Origin of the sequence: Kitasatospora sp. NPDC005751 (assembly GCF_040630835.1) — a bacterium.
GTDB lineage: Bacteria > Actinomycetota > Actinomycetes > Streptomycetales > Streptomycetaceae > Kitasatospora.
This window is the reverse complement of the sequence record NZ_JBEXYC010000051.1, coordinates 12,757-30,142: the sequence shown is the minus strand read 5'-3', so window position 1 is coordinate 30,142 and position 17,386 is coordinate 12,757. Positions and strand designations below refer to the sequence as shown.

Genomic DNA, 17,386 nt, shown 5'->3' with positions numbered 1-17,386 from the left:
TCGGGAGTACAGACATGGGACTCATCCACATCGAGCTGTTCGCGACCCTCGACCTCGTCGCGCAGGCGCCCGGCGGACCCGACGAGGACCCGGCGGGGTTCCCGTTCGGCGGCTGGCAGGCGCCCCTGCTGAACGAGGCCACCGGCGCGCAGATCGTCGCCGCGTACGAGGGCACCGACGCCCTGCTGCTCGGCCGGCGCACGTACGACATCTTCGCCGCCTACTGGCCGCACCAGAAGGACGGCGAGATCGCCGAGCTCTTCAACCGCGTCCCGAAGTACGTGGCCTCCCGGGGCACGCCCGACCTCCCGTGGGCCGGGTCCACCCGGCTCGGCCCGGACCTGGCCGGCGCGGTGCGCGAGATCCGCGAGCGGCACGAGCACGTGAAGGTCGTCGGGAGCCTGGACCTGGTGCAGACCCTCCTGCGGGAGAAGCTCTTCGACCGTCTCGACCTCTGGGTGCACCCGATCACGCTCGGCGTCGGGAAGAAGGTGTTCGACGGCGGCGCGGTGCCCACGAACCTCACCCTCCTCGAACCGCCGGTCGCCGGTCCGGAGGGCACCGTCTACCTGCGCTACGGGCTCGCCGACGGCACGCCCGCGACGGGCGACATGAGCGCGCCCGACCGCGGTCTCGGCCGCGACGAGTCCCGGTGACCCGATGACCGTCGTCCATACCAACGGGACCGCCCTGGGCATCGAGTCGTTCGGCCGCGAGGACGCGCCACTCGTCCTGCTCGCGGGCGGGACGACGATGCTCTCCTGGCCCGACGCGCTGTGCGAACGCCTCGCCGCCGGCGGACGCCGCGTGGTGCGCTACGACCTGCGCGACAACGGGGAGTCGACGACCGCGGATCCGCAGGCACCCGACTACACCCTGCGCGACCTCGCCGCCGACGCGGCGGCCCTCGCCGAGACGCTCGGCGGGGGCCCCGCCCACCTCGCGGGCATCGGCGTCAGCGGCATGGTCGCCCAGGTCGCCGTGCTCGACCACCCGGACAGCTTCTCGGCGCTCACGCTCGTCGGCACCCGCCCCGTCGCCCCCGGCCCGCCCGACGACGACCTCCCCGACCACGACCCCGCGACCATGAGCCGGCTGTTCGCACGCCCGATGCCCGACTGGACCGACCGCCGGGCCGTCGCCGAGTTCGCCGCCACCGGCGCCGAGATCCTCGGCGACGACCCCGCCGCCGCCCGCGCGACCGCCGCGCGCATCTGGGACCGCACCCCCGGCACCGCACCCCCGGTCCAGACGGCCAACCAGCTGCGGATGACGTTCTCCAAGCTCGACTGCCGGCCCCGCTGGCGCGAGCGCCTGCCCGAGATCAGGATCCCCACCCTCGTCGTCCACGGCCGCCGCGACCCGTTCTTCCCCGTCGGCAACGGCGAGGCGATCGCGCGCGCGATCCCCCGGGCACGACTGCTCGTTCTCGAAGACGCCGCCACCGCGATGCCGGACGCGGCCCTCGGCGAGGTCAGCGAGGCGATGCTCGCGCTCGGACAGCGGACGGCCGGTGCTGCGCGGCTCCCGCCTCCGGACGGGTCCGCCCCGCGCGGCGGCCGTCCACGGTGAACGCCCCCACCCACCACCGGTCCACCGCGCACCCGCCAGCCTCGGCGCCACCGGGGTCGGAGGCTGCCCGGGAACGCCTCGGACGGCCCCGGGCTCCTCGGACCCGGCTCGCCGGGCGCCGCACCCCCGGACGGCTCACTCGGCCGGCCGGGTGCGGGGGCGGGCGCGGAACGGGCCGTCGGCGGCGAAGGCGTGGGCGGCGAAGCGTTCGCCCATGCGGCGGTAGGCGGCGGCGGACGGGTGCAGCCCGTCGGGGAGGTCGTCCACGTCGGCCGGGCCGAGGAGGTCGCGTCCGTCGAGGTGGTGCAGGTGAGGATCGTGGGCCTGCCGGGCCGCGACGATCCTCGCCAGCTCGTCACGGACCACCTGCAGCGACAACGCTCCCCGGGCCAGGTCGGCCGGGTCCCCGAGCGCGGTGATCCTTCCGTCCGGGCCCACCGTGGTCGGGCCGGGACGATCCTCCAGCGCGGGGCAGCTCACCGGGGAGATCACCAGCAGCGGGGTCTCGGGATGGCCGTCCCGGATGGTGTCCAGGAATCCGTGCACCGCCGGGCCGAAGGTCCGCAGGCGGAAGGTGGCCAGGCCCACGATGTTGACGCCGGTCTTGAGGCTGATCAGGTCGGCGGGCAGGTCGCGGATCGTTCGGGCGACGTAGGGGTCCAGCATGGCGTTGCCCGGCTCGCTGAGGTTGGTCACCTCCACGCCCCCGATGGACGCCGCGACCACGGGCCAGGTGCCGGTGGGACCGTCGGCTTCGAGGCAGTGGCTGATGGAACTGCCGTGGTGCACCCACCGGGGCCGGCCGTCGGGAAGGGGTGCCAGGACCTCGCCGTCGGCGCGGAGCGCCACCAGTTCCGTGGGGGTCTGCTGCGGCAGCCACAGCTCGACGTCCTTCATCCCGGCCGGCAGTCCGGCGAAGCGCGCCGTCCCCGGCTTCCCCGGTATCAGCCGCTGCTCGGCCCCGGGGCCCGCCATCCGCATGACGTTGCCCAACGGCGCTCGCTGCCGCCCGACCAGGACGCCGTCCACCGTCAGGTCCAGCATTCCGGTCGGCCGGGGCTCCGGGTCGCCGTCGAGCTGTCCCGTGGACGTGAGCACCTCGAACTCGAGCACCCGCGCCTCGGTGCGGAACACCAGCCGCACGCCCGAGGGCATCACCGTTCCCCCGTAGACCGACGGGTTCTGGTACTGCTCCTTGGTCCAGGCCGGCAGCCGGCGCGGCATCACCCCGGCCGGCGTCCGCTCCAGATCAAGCGCCCCCCGTACCTCGACCGGACCGCCCACCAGCGGATACTCCCGCATCGTCACTGTCACCGCTCCTCGACTCCGGCCCGTCCGGCCGGGCGGGTGCCCGGCCGGAGGCATCGGGCCCCACCACGAACCTAGTCACCGCGACGGTGATGTGGTGTCGGCCGGGTGCGGGTCGTGCCGGTCCGCCGGTCGGATCCCGAGGGGGTACGTACCTGAATCGGCGCCGAGGACGGGGCGGGGCTGCGACGGGGAATCAGCCCGGCGGCGTCCCGTGCCACGCCGAGGGCGGGCGGGAGACGCTCGCCGCGGAGGGCAGCCCGGAGTGGTCCAGCACCGGGAAGGCGTTCGGCGTGCCGGTGCTGTCCTGGGCCGTCCAAGGCGTGCCGTTCGACCGGCGCGGGTACTGCCGGACCGGAAACTCCGCGGAGAAGAAAGGACGTTAGCCTCGTCCGGATCCGGCTGCGGATCGTACCCGCCGGAATTGACCAGCCGGCCGCCTGGCGATTCGATCCGGGGGCGTCGAGGAATGCCGTGCGTTTCTCCGCCGCCGTAGCGGGCGGGATATTCGGTGGGTCAATCCGGATGTCGTAGTCGCGATGATTCCGGAGCATGGCCCGACCGCTCCCGGCCGACCCGTGATAACCGGACGCGGGTTTCCCGGCGAATCGTGCGCCGCCGAGGTGGTCCACGGTGTCGGCCGGATCGAACGGACGCGGGGGCGAGGGGACGTCGCCGCCCCGGAACGCGACCCGGAACGCGACCCGGTCCGCGACGACCTGCGGGAACGACGTCCCGCCGGCCGCAGCTGCCCGCCTTCGGCGCAGGTGGCCGTCGCCGGGGCGACCGCGGTGCCGCCGAAGGCGCCATCCCCAGGGCCTTCGGACATCGCATCCCACCCCCGTGCTCGTAGCGTCCGAGCGGGAGTCGGCATCGCCCCCGGTCGGCCCGGAAATGACTATCCACAACATGATCGTCTGCCGTCAAATCATGATCGCCGACCCCCGCCGATCTGCGGGGGTGCGGGTCGGGCGTCGGCGAGCAAAGCGTCTCCTTTCCCGGCCAACTGACATGCAGTCAGCATTTTATGTAATATCGGGGCAAAGTGGGCATCGGTCGGCCAATCTTTGCCGATTCGATATCCGGATCCGGGGATTCCCGGTCAGCCGCTCTGCGATCTTGGTGTGGCACGACTTCTTTGCCATCACTATTCGTGGAGAAAACTCTCTTGCCATCGAGGAAGCAGGCCCCGCCCGTTTTTGGGGGCGGGGCCTTCACTACGCGCCGGATGCGGCGGACAGCCGTTCTGGCGGCGCTCGCGCTACTGGTGGAGACGGGGGTCGCGCTCGATGCGCTGACCGCCGACTCCGCCTACGCCGCACCCGCGACCGACCCCAAGGCCACGGCCACCGCACCCGTCAACGAGGCCCCCGACGCGGCCTCCGCCCTGCTCGCCGCCCGGCTGAACGGCCACCGGGTCGAGGTGACCGGCGCCCGGACCGCCACCACCACGCTCTGGGCCGACCCCGCGGGGACGCTGACCCAGGACACCGCGACCGGACCGGTCCGGGTCAAGGTCGGCGACGCCTGGGTCCCGGTCGACACCACGCTGGTGGAGACCCCGGACGGCAAGGTCGCGCCGAAGGTCCACCCGGAGGGCCTGACCTTCACCGGTGGCGACCCCGGCGTGCGCACCGGTGACGCCGTCGCCCCGCCCGCCGGCGCGCCCGGGACCGGTATACCCGCCGCCGGCACCCCCGCCGCCGAAGCCCCCGCCACCGGCGCCTCCGCGCACGCGGCTGCGGCCGACGCCCGGGCCGGCCGTGACGAGGCCCGGCCGCAGCTGCCCACCGCGCCCGGCCCCGGCTCCGCCTTCGCCAAGCCCGCCGACTCGGCCCCCGCCGCTGCCACCGCCGCGCCCAACCCCGCCGCCGAGAAGCCCGCCGAGCGCGAGCTGGTCAAGATCGGCGCCGGCGAGCAGCAGGTGCAGCTCGGCTGGCTCGGCCGCCTGCCCAAGCCCAGGCTCGACGGCAGCCGGGCCACCTACGTCGACGCCCGCCCCGGAGTGGACCTCGTCCTGGAGGCCACCCGGACCGGCTTCGAGCAGTACCTGATCGTCAAGGACCGCTCGGCCGTCTCCCAGGCCGGCACCGTCGTGCTGCCGATCGACACCAGCGGCCTGGACGTCGACCGCAAGGACGACGGCTCGATCGAGCTGACCGAGCGTCCGTCCGGCAAGGTGCAGGCGAAGATCCCCGCCCCCGTGATGTGGGACGCGGCGGTCGACCCGCAGTCGCTGGAGCACAACCGCCGCGCGCCCGTCGCGATGGAGCTGCGCGGTGCCGGCGCGGAGGCCGAGCTGGTCTTCACCCCGGACGCCGGCTTCCTCGGCGACCCGGCGACCAGCTACCCGGTGACGATCGACCCGGCGCTCACCGTCGGCGCCTCCTTCGACACCTTCGTCCAGCAGGGCTGGACCACCGACCAGTCGTCCGCCACCGAGCTGAAGCTCGGCAACAACGGCAGCGGCCAGGTCGCCCGCTCCTTCCTGCACTTCCCCGAGGGTCCGTACCACGGCAAGCACATCCTCTCGGCGAAGCTGAACCTGTACAACACCCACTCGTGGTCCTGCGAGCCCTGGTCCTGGGAGGTCTGGGACACCGGCCTCGCCTCCACCGGCTCCCGGTGGACCAACCAGCCCAACTGGAACAAGCAGTGGGCGGTCAGCAACGCCACCAAGGGCAACGAGAACGCCGGCTGCGGCGACGCCTGGGTCGCCCAGGACGTCACCTCGCTGGTCACCGCCTGGTCCGACAACGGCTACGCCAACAACGCCCTCGGCCTGCGCGCCTCCACCGAGACCAGCCCGTACTCGTGGAAGCGCTTCGACTCCTCCCAGGGCGGCCACCCGCCGTTCCTGTCGGTGACCTACAACACCGTCCCCGCGGCGCCGCCGGCGGTCGACGTGTTCCCGGCCCGCCAGGGCAACCCCCGCTTCACCTCCTCGGCCACCCCGACCTTCCAGGTCCTGGCCAGTGACCCGGACAGCGGCGGCAAGGTCGGCGCCGACTTCGACCTCTACCGCGCCGGCGTCCTCGTCAAGCGCGTGTACAAGGAGGTCCCGAACGGCAGCTACGCCCAGGTGAAGCCGGCCGACTTCGGCCTCGCCAAGCTCGACGAGGGCGTGCAGTACTCGATGGGCGCCCGGCTCTGGGACGGCACCGACAACTCGCCGTGGGCCCCGCAGGACGTGGTCGTCGTCGCCGACACCACCCGGCCGGGCGCGCCGTTCGTCACCTCCGCCGACTACCCCGCCGACGAGGTGTGGCACGGCGCCGCCGGCCAGACCGGACGGTTCACCCTCACCCCGCCGGCCGGCACCGACGACGTGGTCGGCTACGTCTACACCTTGGACGGCAAGGCACCGGTGACGGTCGACGCGACCGGTGCGACCACCGCGTCGATCACCCCGCCCACCGACGGCACGCACACCCTCAAGGTGCAGACCAAGGACCGGGCGGACAACCTCTCCGACCCGGCCGTCCACACCTTCCGGGTCGGCCGGGCCGGCGTCAGCTCCCCGGTCGACGGCTCCGAGACCGCCAAGCGCGTCAAGCTCGCGGTCGACGCCCAGACCCAGTACACCCGGGTCACCTGGCAGTACCGCCGCGGCCCCGGCGCCACCGAGTACGACATCCCTGCGGCCCACCTCACCAAGGCCGACAACACCCCGACCGCCGGCACCCGGCCGCGGCTCGCCGAACTCGGAGGTCACGCCAACTGGTCGGTGCTGGAGTCGCTGGGGCAGATCGGCGGCGTCGTACAGGTCCGCGCGCTGCTCTACACGGACCAGGACAGCGACCCGGCCTACCCGACGGCCTGGTCCACCTTCACCGCCGACGCCAACGCCGACGGCGCCACCGGCGTCGAGGTCGGCCCCGGCTCCGTCAACCTGCTCACCGGTGACTACTCGGTGGACGTCACCGACACCGACGAGTTCGGCATGACCACCACGCGTTCCTCCTCCTCCCGCGGCACGACCCGCGGCTGGCAGGAACAGGGCGAGCGGCTGACCGCCAACCAGCAGCAGGTCTCCACCGACACCACCGGCTTCCTGGCCACCCCGGGCACCGCCGTGCGGGCCACCGACCGGGGCCAGGGCGGCTCGACCGACTCGCTGAAGGTCCTGCCGGACGCCAACCGCAGCGGTGACACCTACGCGCTGCTCGGCGGCTCGGGCGGCCTCCAGCTGGGCATGAAGCCCGGCCACACCTACCGGGTCAAGGCCTGGGTGTACGTGCCCTCCTCGACCGGGCTGACCGCAGGCCTCGACGACCGCGGCATGCGGATCGTGGCCGTCCACGGCAAGGCCGGCGCGCTGACCACGACCGTCTCCCGCAAGGCGCCGTACACCGACGCCTGGGCCGAGCTGACCACCGACGTCACGCTCGCCGCGGACGCCACCGAGGCGCAGATCCGGCTCTACAACGGGCACTCGGACAACGCCGACAAGCCGGTCTACTTCGACGGCATGTCGGTGCGCGAACTGGTCGCACCGTTCGGCCCGCAGTGGGCCGGCGGGGCGCACGGCGAGTCCGCCGACTACGTGTCGCTGGCCTTCCCGAGCGCGGACGCCGCCGTCCTCAAGGGCCTCGACGACACCTCGCTCACCTTCGCGCGGGCGCAGGACGGCACGCTCTTCCCCGAGCCGGGCGCCGAGCACCTCGTCCTGAAGGCGACCGGCGACACCTACACGCTGTCCGAACTGGACGGGTCCGCCACGGTGTTCGCCCGCCAGGCCGGCTCGGACGTGTACAGCGTCCAGTCCTCCACCGGGCCGGACGCCGGGTCCACCGCCCGCTACGTCTACGACTCCACCGACCGGCGCTCGCTCGTCAAGCGGGTGATCGCCCCGGTCGAGCCCGGTGTCGACGACGCGAACGGCTGCACCGTCGACCCGCTGCCGCGCGGCTGCGAGGTCACCGACTACGACTACGCGTCCGCCACCACCGCGACGGCCGCGGCCCCGGGCGACTTCACCGACCGGATCCGGTCGGTGAAGGTCTGGTCCTGGAACCCGGTGACCGCCAAGCAGGAGGCGGTCGAGGTCGCGCACTACGTCTACGACGAGCGCGGCCGCCTGGCCCAGGTCTGGGACCCCCGCCTGGCCCAGCCGCTGAAGACCGCCTACGACTACGACGACGCGGGACGGGTCACCCGGATCACCCCCGCGGGCGAGCTGCCGTGGAACCTCGACTACGGCAGGGCCGCCGCGGACCAGGACCCGGGACGCCTGCTGAAGGTCCGTCGCGCGGCCCTGGCCAGGGGCAGCAAGGACCAGGTCAGCGGTGAGACCGCGAGCAAGGTCGTCTACGACGTGCCGCTGACGCGCGCCACGGGCGGTCCGTACGACCTGGGCGGCCCGGACGTGGCCGCCTGGGCCCAGACCGACGCGCCGACCGACGCCACCGCCGTCTACGGCCCCGAGGACGACCCGGGCACCGGCACCGCCACGGCGGCCAGGCCCGGACCGGACGGCTACCGGCCGGCCGTCGTCCACTACCTGAACGCCTCCGGCAACGAGGTCAACACGGCGACGCCGTCGACCACCCCCGGCGGCGACATCGACACCACCGAGTACGACCGCTACGGTCACGCCGTCCGCACCCTGGAGGCCACCAACCGCGCCATCGCGCTCGGCACCCACCCGGACACCGAACGCCTCGCGGCCGAACTGAACCTGCCCGCCGACTCCGCGTCCCGGGCCCGTCTGCTGGACTCCCGGACCCTCTACACGCCGGACGGCCTCGACGTCACCGAGACGCTCGGACCGGTCTACCGCGCCTCGCTCGCCGAGCAGGTCGACGGCCAGACCGCACCCGTCACCGTCACGGCCGAGGGCGAGAGCCTGGTCCAGCTGGGCGCCACCGACCCGGTGCGCGTCCAGACCCTGGCCACCTGCTGCGCCGGGGCCGGCTGGTCCGGCGGCGGCCAGGTGTTCCTCGCCGCCGACGCGGTCGGGGACAACGCCTCCTTCCGGATCTCGGTCCCCGAGGAGGGCACGTACCAGCTCGGCGCGCTGCTGACCAAGGCGGCCGACTACGGCATCGTCCAGCTGTCGGTCGACGGCCAGAACGTCGGTGCCCCCTTCGACGGCTACAGCGCGGCGGTCACCACCACCCCGTTCGCCGCCGGTCCGACCGGCCGGCTCGCCCGCGGCGACCACGAGCTGCGGCTCACCGTCACCGGGAAGAACCCGGCGGCCGTCGCGCCCTCCTACCAGGCGGGTCTGGACCGGGTCACCCTGACCAAGACCACGCTCAACCCCACGCTCGCCGCCGGCACGCCGGTCGTGGCGCGGGACCACAACACCAACACCTACGACGAGGGCAAGCCCGACGGCAAGGCCTACCACCTGGTCACCACCAGCACCGACGGCGCCCGGATCGACGGCTACGCCGACGACGTCGAGCTGCGGGTCACCAGGACGGGCTACGACGCCCCGATCGGCGGCACCGCCGGCTGGACGCTGAAGGCGGCCACCTCGGTGACCACCGACGCGCTCGGCGCCAAGCTGACGGCGACCATCCGGTACGACGCCGCCGGCCGCGCCGTGGAGTCGCGCAAGCCGGGTTCGACGGGCGGCGACGCCGGGACGGTCAGGTCGGTGTTCTACACCGCCGGTGCCAACCCGGAGGACCCCGCCTGCGCCAACCGCCCCGAATGGGCGGGCAGCCCGTGCGCCACGCTGCCCGGCGGCGCGGTCACCGATGCCGACGGCACCCGGATGCCGACCACCCTGCCCGTCAAGCGGGTCACCCGGTACTCGCCGTTCGGCGAGCCCGAGGAGACCACCGAGACCAACGCGGGCAAGTCGCGCAGGACGGTCGTCGGTTACGACGGCGCCGACCGGATCACCTCGACCGAGATCACCTCGGACGAGGGCGTGGCGATGCCGAAGGTCACCACCGAGTACGACCCGGCCACGGGTGACGCGGTGCGGACCACGGCCGACGGCAAGTCGCTGACCCGGGTCATGGACCAGCTGGGCCGGCTGGTCTCCTACACGGACGCCGACGGCGGCACCACCACCACGGAGTTCGACGCCTTCGGCAAGCCGGTGAAGGTCGCCGACCCGACCGGGTCCACCACCTACACCTACGACCGCGCGAAGGAGCCGCGCGGCCTGGTCACCTCGGTCAACGACAGCACGGCCGGCGAGTTCACCGCCGCCTACGGTCCGGACGGCCAACTGGTCGAGCAGACCTATCCCGGCGGGATCGTCCGCAGGGACACCTTCAACGCGGTCGGCGAGGCCACCGGCCGCACCTACACCCGCACCTCCGACAACGCCGTGGTCTGGGCCCAGACCAGCGACGTCTCCACCCAGGGCCAGGTGGCCAGGGACACCAGCTCCACCGCCACCCGCACCTACCGCTACGACCGGCTCGGCCGACTGGTGAAGGCCCAGCAGTCGACCACCACGACCGGCTGCGTGACCCGGCAGTACGCCTTCGACGCCCACTCCAACCGGCTGTCGAAGACCACCCTGCCCTCGGCCCTCGACGGCACCTGCGGCACGACCGGGGCCACCGTCGAGAACCACGGCTACGACTCCGCCGACCGGCTCACCGACCCCGGCTTCGGGTACGACGCCTTCGGGCGGACGGTGCGCACCGCGACCGGCGCGACCAACACCTACTGGGCCAACGACAAGGTCGCCGCCCAGGAGAAGGGGGACACCAGGCAGCAGTGGGCCCAGGACGCCGCCCACCGCCTCACCGCGTTCACCACGGCCAAGAAGCAGACCGACGGCTCGTGGGCCAACGCCACGTCGAAGCTCAACCACTACGGCGACGACTCCGACGAGGTCCGCTGGGTCGTCGAGGACACCACCCAGGGCACCGTGACCCGCAACGTATCGGGCCCGGACACCGACCTGGTGGCCACCACGAGCCGGACCGGTGACGTCCAGCTCCAACTGACCGACCTGTTCGGCTCCGTCGTGCTGACGACCGACCCGGCGCTCACCAAGCCGGTCGTGCTGGACTTCGACGAGTTCGGCATCCCGCAGGACGGCCAGGCCGCCGCGCGGTACGGCTGGCTGGGCGGCAAGCAGCGCTCCGCCGAGGCCCAGGACGGCGACATCCTCATGGGTGCCCGCCTCTACAGCCCGGCGCTGGGCCGCTTCCTCCAGGTCGACCCGGAGCCCGGCGGCAACGCCGGCGCGTACGACTACTGCACCGGCGACCCGGTCAACTGCACGGACCTCGACGGCCACTGGGGCATGCCCAAGTGGCTGAAGAAGACCGTGCACGTGGTGGCCAAGGTCGCCGAGGTCGCGTCGTACATCCCGGGCCCGATCGGCTCCGCCGCGGCCGCCGTCTCCGCCGTCTCGTACGCGGCGACCGGCAACTGGCGCAAGGCCGCCGAGATGAGCATCACCGCCGCGGCCGGCCTGGTCGGCGGCAACACGGCGGTCCGGGCCGGCTTCGCGGCCGCCCGCTACTCGCGGGGCGCGGCGCGCGTACGGCGCGTCTCCTCCCGGGTCCGCTCGGTGTTCCGCCGGACCGGCTGCAACTCCTTCGACCCGGGCACCCCGGTGCTGATGGGCGACGGCGGGCAGCTGCCGATCGGTGAGGTCCAGGTCGGCGACCTGGTGCTCTCCACCGACCCGGCGACCGGTCAGACCCGGCCGGAGCCGGTGCTGTCGGTGATCTACGGGTACGGCACCAAGCACCTGGTCGACATCGAGACCGCGACGGCGGATCCGTCGACGGCGACGGCGAGCGCGACCGGGGACCCGGACACCGCGGCCGCGCTGCGGGTCACCGCCGAGCACCCGGTCTGGGTGAGCGGCAAGGGCTGGACCGACGCCGCGCAGGTGCGGGTCGGCGACTCCCTGGTGACGCCGGCCGGCACCCCGGTCCCGGTCACCCGGGTCACCGACCGGGGCGAGATCGCCGACCAGCTGGTCGTCAACCTCACCATCGGCGACCAGCACACCTACAGCGTGCGGGTCGGTGACGACTGGGTCGTCGCGCACAACAAGAACGCGTGCCACATCGACCTGCCGCACATCCTCGGCGGGCACGGCGCGAAGTCCCGCGTGGCGGGCAAGAGCCGGTTCCGCTCGCGCAACGTCCGCGAGGTCAAGTACCTGATCCACACCACGATCAAGAAGGGCAAGAGCCGGGCCAACACCGGTGGCCGCGACGGCCGGATCTACGAGCACGACTTCGGCCGGATCATCGGCCGGGACGGCAACGGCCGGCACACCACGCGGCTGCGCGTCGTCGTGAAGCAGCACAAGGGACGGAGGACGGCCAGGACGGCGCACCCGTACTGACCGGGGTCGCACCGACCGAACGGTCCCGACCGTGAGACCCGGATCGCCGGGGGCTGGAGCATCAGCCCCCGGCGATCCGCCGTCCCGCCCACCTGCGAGAATGCGAGCATCATGATCGAACTGTCCTTCTCCGCCGCCGACACCGGCGGCGCCGACCGCGGACCCCGCGGCACCATGGACTTCGCCGCGGCGGACCTCTACGACCTCACCTGCGAGGCGTTTCGGGGCCCCTACACGTTCCGGGTCGAGGGCGCCGACTTCAGCGGCACCGGGCCGGTCCTGGACCTCGCGCTCGGCCTGTTCACCGCGGCCGGGGAGCTGGCGGGAGCCGGGCGCGCCCGCTACTCGGCCGCCGGGGGCGCCGGTGAGTACCGCTTCGAACGCCGGGGCGGCAAGGAGACCGTCCGGATCCACCGGGAGCGGGACGGCAAGGGCAGCGCGGAGTACGCCGAGTTCGAGTCCGCCACCCGGGCCTTCCTCGGCGAGGTGGTGCGCGGCCTCTGCGAGCGCTTCCCCGACCTGCGCCGCAACCCCGAGATCCGCCGCCTCCGGGAGGCCGCCGCCGGCGGGTGACGGGACGCCGGCCGGGGGCCTTCCGGCCCGTGGAACCGCGACGATCGCCGGCAACCGCCACCGGGACGGCGGGTCCTCCCCGCGCGGCGCCACGATCAACGGCCTCAGACCCCGGACCCGGTCGCCGGGTGAGCAGGCGCGCGGGGGCCGCACCCCCTCCAGGTCCAGGCCCCCGCCGCCTCGCCGGGGCGGCGGGCGGCCGGCGGCGGGTCAGACGGTTTCGAGGCGCCGGTCCAGGTGCCGTTCGAGGGCGGTGACGACCAGGCGGTGGTCCTCGGCCTGGGGGAGGCCGGAGACGGCCACCGTGCCGACCACCCCGACGCCCTGCACGTGGATCGGGAGGGCGCCGCCGTGGGCGGCGTAGGTGTCGGGGTCGAGCCGGGAGTCCTCCTCGAAGGTCCGGCCCTTGGCCGCGAAGCGCAGGCCGACCAGGTAGGAGGAGCAGCCGTAGCGGTCCACCGTGCGGGCCTTGCGCAGGATCCAGGCGTCGTTGTCGGCCGAACTGCCCGGCAGCGCGTAGTGGAAGAGCTGCTGGCCGTTGCGCCGGATGTCCACCACCACGGGTGCCTCCTCGGCGCGCGCCAGGCCGACCAGCAGGGTGCCGAGCAGCCAGGCGTCGTCGTTGTCGAAGCGCGGCAGGCGCAGTCGGCGCTCCTCGTCCTCGACCCGCTGGATCAGGGCGGTGGCCTCGTCGGGGGTCATCGGGCGACCCTCTCGGTCAGGGTGACGGTGCGGCCCTCGGCGGCCGAGCGGCGGGCGGCCTCCAGGACGGTCAGCGCCGCGACGGCGTCGCGCGGGTCGACCGGCGCGGGCCCGCCCTCGCGCAGCGAGCGGACCACCCCGGCGTAGAAGGAGGGGTAGTCGCCGGGGAGCGAGGGGTACCCGGCGGCGCCGTCGGTGGTGCCGAGCAGGCCGTACCCCGACGCGGGCACCTCGCCCCAGCCCGGGCCCGGGCGCTGTCCGGCGCGCAGCGCGTCCTCCTGCGGGTCCATGCCGTCCACGGTGTACGCGGAGCGGTCGCCCAGGACGCGCAGGCGCGGTCCGAGCCGGCCGGCGAGCGCGCTCATCCACAGGTGGGAGCGGACCCCGCCGGCGTGGGTCAGCGCCACGAAGGCGTCGTCGTCCACGGCAGCGCCGGCGCGGCGGACGTCCACCTCGGCGTACACCTGGACGGCCGGGCCGAAGAGGGTGAGCGCCTGGTCGACCAGGTGGCTGCCCAGATCGTAGAGGATGCCGCCGGCGTCGACCGGGTCGGCGGACTCGCGCCAGCCCTCCTTCAGCTCCGGCCGCCAGCGCTCGAAGCGGGACTCGTAGCGGTGCACGGTGCCGAGCGCGCCGGTGTCGACCAGCTGCCGGACGGTGCGGAAGTCGGTGTCCCAGCGGCGGTTCTGGAAGACGGTGAGCAGCAGGCCGCGGGCCTCGGCGAGCTCGACCAGGCCGGCCGCCTCGGCCGCGGTGGCGGCAAGCGGCTTGTCCACCACGACGGGCAGCCCGGCCTCCAGGGCGGCCCGGGCGAGCGGCACGTGGCTGCGGTTGGGGGAGGCGACGACCAGCAGGTCGAGAGCGCAGGGAGCGGCCAGCAGCTGCTCGGCGCTGTCCACGACGCGGGCCTGCGGGTGGTCCTGGCGCAGTTGCTCGCGCCGCTCGGGCGCGGACGTGACCACGGCGTCCAGGCGGAGCCCGGGCGTGGCGGCGATCAGCGGGGCATGGAAGGCCGCTCCGGCCAGGCCGTAGCCGACCAGTCCGACGCGGAGGGCGGGGTGCCCGGGACCGGGGGTGCTCTCGAAGGTCATGCGAACCAGTTAAACAACGGTGTTTCCTAAGTGCAAGCCCCACCGCCCGGCCCCAGGCAGAATGAGCCCATGACGACGCCGCCCCCCGGCCCGGCCGGCCACCACCGACCGGCCGGCACCAACCTGGCCGGACTGCGCGACCACAACGCCGCCCTCGTCCTCGGCCTGCTCCGGGCCGCCCCGCAGGGCGGCAGCCGCGTCGAACTCGCCGCCCGGACCGGCCTCACCCCGCAGGCCATCGGCAAGATCACCGCCCGGCTGCTCGCCGAAGGCATGATCGTCGAAGCCGGCCAGGCGGCCTCCACCGGCGGCAAGCCCCGCACCCTGCTCCGGCTGCGCGCCGAAGCCGCCTGCGCCGTCGGCGTCCACCTGGAACGCGACGAGCTCACCGTCCTGCTGGTCGACCTCGCGGGCCGCCACCACCACGTCCGCACCGAACCCGTCGAGCGGGGCCTCACCCCCGCCGACGCCGTCCGCCTCGTCACCGCGCGGATCCACCGGGCCGCCGCCGACCTGCCGCCGGGCGCCCGCCTGCTCGGGGCCGGCATCGGCTGCCGCGGACCGCTCGACCACGCCGCCGGCGTCCTGCACTGGTTCACCCCCCTCGACGCCCGGGACTCCCCGGGCTGGGACCGCTACCCGCTGCGCGACGAACTCGCCGCCCGGCTGGACGGCCTGCCCGTCGTCGTCGACAAGGACACCAACACCGCCGCCCTGGCCGAGGCCCCGACCACCCCGCGACCCGGTGGCGGTCTCGCCTACGTCCACCTCTCTGCCGGCCTCGGCGCGGGCCTGCTCCTCGACGGGACCCTGCACCGCGGCACCCGCACCAACGCCGGCGAGTTCGGCCACCAGACCGTCCAGCTCGACGGACCGCCCTGCGACTGCGGCAACCGCGGCTGCCTGGAGGTGCTCTGCCTCGCCGAGCTGCGCCGCGCCGACCACGCCGCCGCGGCCCGACTGCTCGGCGTCGGCGTCGCCAACCTCGTCCGACTGCTCGACATCGACCGGGTGGTGCTCGGCGGGCGGGCCGTCCTGTCCGCCCCCGACGTCTACCTCGCCGGCGTCACCGCACAGCTCGAGTCCCGGATCCCGGACCCCGACTGGCAGCCCGTCCCGGTCTCCGTCAGCACCGCCGGCCGCCTCGCCGTCGCCGCCGGCGCCGCCGAACTCGTCCTCGGCCCACTCTTCGGCCGCCGGACCTGACGGCCTGGGCTGGCCGCAGTGGCTCATGGCGGCCGGCGGCGGCCACGACCTCCTGCGTCAGCCGTGGCCCCCCGCAGGGGGCCGGCGCCGTGTCCCGGCTCACCGCGGCCACGGCGGAAACCCCGGCCTCGGACTGATCGCCACCGGACCGGCCCTCACCGCCCAGATCCGTGGCGTCGTCGCGGCCCCGAACGGCAACCGTCACCCGCCCGCGCGCGACGGCCCCCGCATCACCCCCGAAACTCTCACCTGGTCCGAGCGCCGCATCCGCGCCCTCGAAGGACTCGAAACCGGCAGCCCCGTCCCCCAGCACGCCCTCCACCTCGCCGCCCGCACCGCGTACCGGCTCATCACCGACCTCCTGACCGGCTGCCCTCATCTCCGCCGGGCGAGGCGGTGCCGACGTTCGACGGGTTCGGCGGTATCCGGGTGCCAGTCGTCCTCCGGCGCTCCGGGGCCCGGTCCCGGCGATCGCCGGGACCGGGCCCGAACCCACGCAGGGTCAGGCCCGGTCCTCCGACTCCGACTCCGCCTCGGCGACCCAGGCGGGCAGCGGCTCGCGGCAGGCCAGCCAGGCCTGCGGCACGTCCGCCAGACCGGTGCGGGCGGCGACGACGCCGCCGGTGATGGCGCAGGTGGTGTCCACGTCGCCCAGGCCCTCCGCCGTGGTCCAGAGGGCGTCGGCCAGGCTGTCCAGGTGATGCGCGGCGGACCACAGGGCGAACGGGACGGTGTCGCTCGCCCGGACCCGCTGCCCGTTGCCGAGCAGGTCGGCGGCGCGCCAGGGCTCGGTGGCGGCGGGCAGCCCGGCGGCCCGGCGCAGCCCGTCGCGAACGGCGCCCGCCGGGGTGCGGTCCGCGACCTCGGCCAGCAGGTCCGCGCCGCCGGGCGCCGTCCCGGAGCGGCCACGCGCGGCGAGGGCCGCTCCCAGGGCCACGGCCACCGCGCCGGCCACGCCCTCCGGATGTGCGTGGGTGACCTCGGCGGACAGCGCCGCCTGCTCGGCCGCCTCGTCCAGGTCGGCGCAGAACCAGGCGCCCAGCGGAGCCACCCGCATCGCCGCGCCGTTGCCGAGGCTGCCCTGGCCGTCGAACAGCGCCCGTGCGGCGGTACGCCAACTCGCCGGGTCCGCGCCAAGTTCGGGCAGCAGCACGTGCATGCCGTACCCGTACCCGCGCCCCTGGTCCGCCCGGTAGGCGGCCGCGAAGGCCTCGGCGAGCCGCTCCTGGTGGACCGCGTCGAAGGCGGTCAGGATCCCGTAGACCGACAGCGCCATCGCGGTGTCGTCGGTCCAGTGCCAGGGCCCCTCCTCCGGGGTGCGCCGGGCCCGGATCTGTTCGAACGCCTCCTTGGGCGAGCGGAAGAGGGGGAACCAGCGCTCCCCGAATCCGTCCCCCAGGGCCAAACCTTCCAACGAGTCGCGAGCAGCGGAGATGGTCGTCATCCCGGCATCCTGACAGCCCCCTCGGTCCTGCCGCAGCCGGTTTCCGGCGGCACCACCGGCCGGTGCCTGCCGGGCCCAACCCGTCGCCGTCGCCGACGCGGTCCCGGCAGCACCGCGCCCTCGCCGCCCTGCCGCCTCGTGCCGACTTGACGACCCAGTGGCCGAGCGAAGCCCGGCCCGTCCACGAGCGCCCGGACAGCA

9 protein-coding genes are annotated in these 17,386 nt (G+C 74.3%); 5 read left to right on the top strand and 4 right to left on the bottom strand.

Going from position 1 to position 17,386, the window contains the following annotated elements; translation table 11 throughout:
* Window positions 1-14: 14 nt before the first annotated feature.
* Together ABZ497_RS29590 and ABZ497_RS29585 are read left to right on the top strand one after the other, a co-directional pair.
* On the top strand, window positions 15-656 hold the full coding sequence (locus ABZ497_RS29590; RefSeq protein ID WP_359809595.1) for a dihydrofolate reductase family protein: 642 nt from the start codon (window positions 15-17) through the stop codon (window positions 654-656).
* Window positions 657-660: 4 nt separating this feature from the next.
* A complete protein-coding gene (locus ABZ497_RS29585; protein ID WP_359809593.1) occupies window positions 661-1,572 on the top strand; it encodes an alpha/beta hydrolase in 912 nt (303 codons plus the stop codon).
* A gap of 135 nt (window positions 1,573-1,707) precedes the next feature.
* Here ABZ497_RS29585 and ABZ497_RS29580 read toward each other — a convergent pair whose 3' ends face one another.
* Window positions 1,708-2,874, bottom strand: a complete 1,167-nt coding sequence (locus tag ABZ497_RS29580; RefSeq protein WP_359809631.1) for a GDSL-type esterase/lipase family protein — start codon at window positions 2,872-2,874, stop codon at window positions 1,708-1,710.
* A 1,234-nt stretch (window positions 2,875-4,108) separates the two neighbouring features.
* Between ABZ497_RS29580 and ABZ497_RS29575 the strand changes: the two genes are divergently transcribed.
* Entirely contained in the window at window positions 4,109-12,169 is an 8,061-nt protein-coding gene (locus ABZ497_RS29575) for a DNRLRE domain-containing protein (protein WP_359809591.1), read from the top strand.
* 111 nt (window positions 12,170-12,280) lie between these two features.
* On the top strand, window positions 12,281-12,742 hold the full coding sequence (locus tag ABZ497_RS29570; RefSeq protein WP_359809589.1) for a hypothetical protein: 462 nt from the start codon (window positions 12,281-12,283) through the stop codon (window positions 12,740-12,742).
* 210 nt (window positions 12,743-12,952) lie between these two features.
* Here the strand turns inward: ABZ497_RS29570 and ABZ497_RS29565 are convergent, their stop codons facing one another.
* Entirely contained in the window at window positions 12,953-13,444 is a 492-nt protein-coding gene (locus ABZ497_RS29565; protein ID WP_359809588.1) for a heme-degrading domain-containing protein, read from the bottom strand.
* Entirely contained in the window at window positions 13,441-14,535 is a 1,095-nt protein-coding gene (locus tag ABZ497_RS29560) for a Gfo/Idh/MocA family oxidoreductase (protein WP_359809586.1), read from the bottom strand. The genes ABZ497_RS29565 and ABZ497_RS29560 overlap by 4 nt, the downstream gene beginning before the upstream one ends.
* Window positions 14,536-14,604: 69 nt before the next feature.
* Here ABZ497_RS29560 and ABZ497_RS29555 point away from each other — a divergent pair, with 69 nt between their 5' ends.
* Entirely contained in the window at window positions 14,605-15,741 is a 1,137-nt protein-coding gene (locus ABZ497_RS29555) for an ROK family protein (RefSeq protein ID WP_359809584.1), read from the top strand.
* A gap of 502 nt (window positions 15,742-16,243) precedes the next feature.
* On the opposite strand, the gene ABZ497_RS29550 is transcribed toward ABZ497_RS29555, so the two are convergent.
* Complete coding sequence (locus ABZ497_RS29550) at window positions 16,244-17,185, bottom strand: ADP-ribosylglycohydrolase family protein (RefSeq protein WP_359809582.1); 942 nt, start codon at window positions 17,183-17,185, stop codon at window positions 16,244-16,246.
* Window positions 17,186-17,386 lie beyond the last annotated feature (201 nt).

Excerpts from the sequence above, each read along its gene's own strand:
- ABZ497_RS29590 (WP_359809595.1), top strand. The coding sequence starts at position 15 with ATGGGACTCATCCACATCGAGCTGTTCGCGACCCTCGACCTCGTCGCG.
- ABZ497_RS29585 (WP_359809593.1), top strand. The coding sequence starts at position 661 with ATGACCGTCGTCCATACCAACGGGACCGCCCTGGGCATCGAGTCGTTC.
- ABZ497_RS29580 (WP_359809631.1), bottom strand. The coding sequence starts at position 2,874 with ATGCGGGAGTATCCGCTGGTGGGCGGTCCGGTCGAGGTACGGGGGGCG.
- ABZ497_RS29575 (WP_359809591.1), top strand. The coding sequence starts at position 4,109 with ATGCGGCGGACAGCCGTTCTGGCGGCGCTCGCGCTACTGGTGGAGACG.
- ABZ497_RS29570 (WP_359809589.1), top strand. The coding sequence starts at position 12,281 with ATGATCGAACTGTCCTTCTCCGCCGCCGACACCGGCGGCGCCGACCGC.
- ABZ497_RS29565 (WP_359809588.1), bottom strand. The coding sequence starts at position 13,444 with ATGACCCCCGACGAGGCCACCGCCCTGATCCAGCGGGTCGAGGACGAG.
- ABZ497_RS29560 (WP_359809586.1), bottom strand. The coding sequence starts at position 14,535 with ATGACCTTCGAGAGCACCCCCGGTCCCGGGCACCCCGCCCTCCGCGTC.
- ABZ497_RS29555 (WP_359809584.1), top strand. The coding sequence starts at position 14,605 with ATGACGACGCCGCCCCCCGGCCCGGCCGGCCACCACCGACCGGCCGGC.
- ABZ497_RS29550 (WP_359809582.1), bottom strand. The coding sequence starts at position 17,185 with ATGACGACCATCTCCGCTGCTCGCGACTCGTTGGAAGGTTTGGCCCTG.